This is a genomic window from Neisseria sp. HMSC070F02, assembly GCF_001814225.1.
Classification (GTDB): Bacteria; Pseudomonadota; Gammaproteobacteria; order Burkholderiales; family Neisseriaceae; genus Neisseria; species Neisseria meningitidis.
Map to the genome: position 1 here is coordinate 1 of NZ_KV815344.1, position 4,081 is coordinate 4,081.

1 protein-coding gene, 1 tRNA gene and 2 rRNA genes are annotated in these 4,081 nt (G+C 50.4%); all 4 read left to right on the forward strand.

Going from position 1 to position 4,081, the window contains the following annotated elements:
- Positions 1 to 20 precede the first annotated feature (20 nt).
- Positions 21 to 96, forward strand: a tRNA-Ala gene (locus tag HMPREF2959_RS00515).
- A gap of 406 nt (positions 97 to 502) precedes the next feature.
- A 23S ribosomal RNA gene (locus tag HMPREF2959_RS00520) occupies positions 503 to 3,394 on the forward strand.
- A gap of 96 nt (positions 3,395 to 3,490) precedes the next feature.
- Positions 3,491 to 3,604: ribosomal RNA gene (gene rrf, locus HMPREF2959_RS00525) — 5S ribosomal RNA — on the forward strand.
- Positions 3,605 to 3,639: 35 nt separating this feature from the next.
- A partial coding sequence (locus HMPREF2959_RS00530) for a ComEA family DNA-binding protein (protein WP_168165449.1) occupies positions 3,640 to 4,081 on the forward strand: 442 nt, incomplete at its 3' end.

Below are 4,081 nucleotides of genomic sequence, written 5' to 3' on the forward strand. Positions count from 1 at the left end.
TCCCAGACCCACCAAGAACGGGGGGCATAGCTCAGTTGGTAGAGCACCTGCTTTGCAAGCAGGGGGTCATCGGTTCGATCCCGTTTGCCTCCACCAATACTGTACAAATCAAAACGGAAGAATGGAACAGAATCCATTCAGGGCGACGTCACACTTGACCAAGAACAAAATGCTGATATAATAATCAGCTCGTTTTGATTTGCACAGTAGATAGCAATATCGAACGCATCGATCTTTAACAAATTGGAAAGCCGAAATCAACAAACAAAGACAAAGCGTTTGTTTTGATTTTTTATTCTTTGCAAAGGATAAAAAATCGCTCACAAGAGAAAAGAAAACAAACACAGTATTTGGGTGATGATTGTATCGACTTAATCCTGAAACACAAAAGGCAGGATTAAGACACAACAAAGCAGTAAGCTTTATCAAAGTAGGAAATTCAAGTCTGATGTTCTAGTCAACGGAATGTTAGGCAAAGTCAAAGAAGTTCTTGAAATGATAGAGTCAAGTGAATAAGTGCATCAGGTGGATGCCTTGGCGATGATAGGCGACGAAGGACGTGTAAGCCTGCGAAAAGCGCGGGGGAGCTGGCAATAAAGCAATGATCCCGCGATGTCCGAATGGGGAAACCCACTGCATTCTGTGCAGTATCCTAAGTTGAATACATAGACTTAGAGAAGCGAACCCGGAGAACTGAACCATCTAAGTACCCGGAGGAAAAGAAATCAACCGAGATTCCGCAAGTAGTGGCGAGCGAACGCGGAGGAGCCTGTACGTAATAACTGTCGAGATAGAAGAACAAGCTGGGAAGCTTGACCATAGTGGGTGACAGTCCCGTATTCGAAATCTCAACAGCGGTACTAAGCGTACGAAAAGTAGGGCGGGACACGTGAAATCCTGTCTGAATATGGGGGGACCATCCTCCAAGGCTAAATACTCATCATCGACCGATAGTGAACCAGTACCGTGAGGGAAAGGCGAAAAGAACCCCGGGAGGGGAGTGAAACAGAACCTGAAACCTGATGCATACAAACAGTGGGAGCGCCCTAGAGGTGTGACTGCGTACCTTTTGTATAATGGGTCAACGACTTACATTCAGTAGCGAGCTTAACCGAATAGGGGAGGCGTAGGGAAACCGAGTCTTAATAGGGCGAATAGTTGCTGGGTGTAGACCCGAAACCGAGTGATCTATCCATGGCCAGGTTGAAGGTGCCGTAACAGGTACTGGAGGACCGAACCCACGCATGTTGCAAAATGCGGGGATGAGCTGTGGATAGGGGTGAAAGGCTAAACAAACTCGGAGATAGCTGGTTCTCCCCGAAAACTATTTAGGTAGTGCCTCGAGCAAGACACTGATGGGGGTAAAGCACTGTTATGGCTAGGGGGTTATTGCAACTTACCAACCCATGGCAAACTCAGAATACCATCAAGTGGTTCCTCGGGAGACAGACAGCGGGTGCTAACGTCCGTTGTCAAGAGGGAAACAACCCAGACCGCCAGCTAAGGTCCCCAATGATAGATTAAGTGGTAAACGAAGTGGGAAGGCCCAGACAGCCAGGATGTTGGCTTAGAAGCAGCCATCATTTAAAGAAAGCGTAATAGCTCACTGGTCGAGTCGTCCTGCGCGGAAGATGTAACGGGGCTCAAATCTATAACCGAAGCTGCGGATGCCGGTTTACCGGCATGGTAGGGGAGCGTTCTGTAGGCCGATGAAGGTGCATTGTAAAGTGTGCTGGAGGTATCAGAAGTGCGAATGTTGACATGAGTAGCGATAAAGCGGGTGAAAAGCCCGCTCGCCGAAAGCCCAAGGTTTCCTGCGCAACGTTCATCGGCGTAGGGTGAGTCGGCCCCTAAGGCGAGGCAGAAATGCGTAGTCGATGGGAAACAGGTTAATATTCCTGTACTTGATTCAAATGCGATGTGGGGACGGAGAAGGTTAGGTTGGCAAGCTGTTGGAATAGCTTGTTTAAGCCGGTAGGTGGAAGACTTAGGCAAATCCGGGTCTTCTTAACACCGAGAAGTGACGACGAGTGTCTACGGACACGAAGCAACCGATACCACGCTTCCAGGAAAAGCCACTAAGCTTCAGTTTGAATCGAACCGTACCGCAAACCGACACAGGTGGGCAGGATGAGAATTCTAAGGCGCTTGAGAGAACTCAGGAGAAGGAACTCGGCAAATTGATACCGTAACTTCGGGAGAAGGTATGCCCTCTAAGGTTAAGGACTTGCTCCGTAAGCCCCGGAGGGTCGCAGAGAATAGGTGGCTGCGACTGTTTATTAAAAACACAGCACTCTGCTAACACGAAAGTGGACGTATAGGGTGTGACGCCTGCCCGGTGCTGGAAGGTTAATTGAAGATGTGAGAGCATCGGATCGAAGCCCCAGTAAACGGCGGCCGTAACTATAACGGTCCTAAGGTAGCGAAATTCCTTGTCGGGTAAGTTCCGACCCGCACGAATGGCGTAACGATGGCCACACTGTCTCCTCCTGAGACTCAGCGAAGTTGAAGTGGTTGTGAAGATGCAATCTACCCGCTGCTAGACGGAAAGACCCCGTGAACCTTTACTGTAGCTTTGCATTGGACTTTGAAGTCACTTGTGTAGGATAGGTGGGAGGCTTTGAAGCAGAGACGCCAGTCTCTGCGGAGCCGTCCTTGAAATACCACCCTGGTGTCTTTGAGGTTCTAACCCAGACCCGTCATCCGGGTCGGGGACCGTGCATGGTAGGCAGTTTGACTGGGGCGGTCTCCTCCCAAAGCGTAACGGAGGAGTTCGAAGGTTACCTAGGTCCGGTCGGAAATCGGACTGATAGTGCAATGGCAAAAGGTAGCTTAACTGCGAGACCGACAAGTCGAGCAGGTGCGAAAGCAGGACATAGTGATCCGGTGGTTCTGTATGGAAGGGCCATCGCTCAACGGATAAAAGGTACTCCGGGGATAACAGGCTGATTCCGCCCAAGAGTTCATATCGACGGCGGAGTTTGGCACCTCGATGTCGGCTCATCACATCCTGGGGCTGTAGTCGGTCCCAAGGGTATGGCTGTTCGCCATTTAAAGTGGTACGTGAGCTGGGTTTAAAACGTCGTGAGACAGTTTGGTCCCTATCTGCAGTGGGCGTTGGAAGTTTGACGGGGGCTGCTCCTAGTACGAGAGGACCGGAGTGGACGAACCTCTGGTGTACCGGTTGTAACGCCAGTTGCATAGCCGGGTAGCTAAGTTCGGAAGAGATAAGCGCTGAAAGCATCTAAGCGCGAAACTCGCCTGAAGATGAGACTTCCCTTGCGGTTTAACCGCACTAAAGAGTCGTTCGAGACCAGGACGTTGATAGGTGGGGTGTGGAAGCGCGGTAACGCGTGAAGCTAACCCATACTAATTGCTCGTGAGGCTTGACTCTATCATTTGAAGAACTTCAAGAGATAAAAGCTTACTGACTGATTCAGTCATTACCGAATATATTGATTAAGGCTTTACCGATTTGTAACAGTTTAAGTTTGGCGGCCATAGCGAGTTGGTCCCACGCCTTCCCATCCCGAACAGGACCGTGAAACGACTCAGCGCCGATGATAGTGTGGTTCTTCCATGCGAAAGTAGGTCACTGCCAAACACCCATTCAGAAAACCCCCGATTATTCGGGGGTTTTTGCTTTGCCCGGAAAAAATGTCGGTGATGGCGGGACGGCATCCGTACGGCGTCCGGTCGGGTTTGCGGAGGAACGGCTTGAAACTTTGGGATATTCATTTTAGAATGACCCGTTTTATCGTCGCAAGATGCGGTTTATTGTTTGCAACCCTTAAAGGAAAAACCATGAAGAAAATGTTCGTGCTGTTCTGTATGCTGTTCTCCTGCGCCTTCTCCCTTGCGGCGGTAAACATCAATGCGGCTTCGCAGCAGGAGTTGGAGGCTCTGCCGGGCATAGGCCCTGCGAAGGCGAAAGCCATTGCGGAATACCGTGCGCAAAACGGTGCGTTCAAGTCTGTGGACGATTTGACCAAGGTAAAGGGTATCGGCCCTGCGGTGTTGGCGAAGCTGAAGGATCAGGCTTCGGTCGGTGCGCCCGCACCAAAAGGCCCAGCTAAACCGG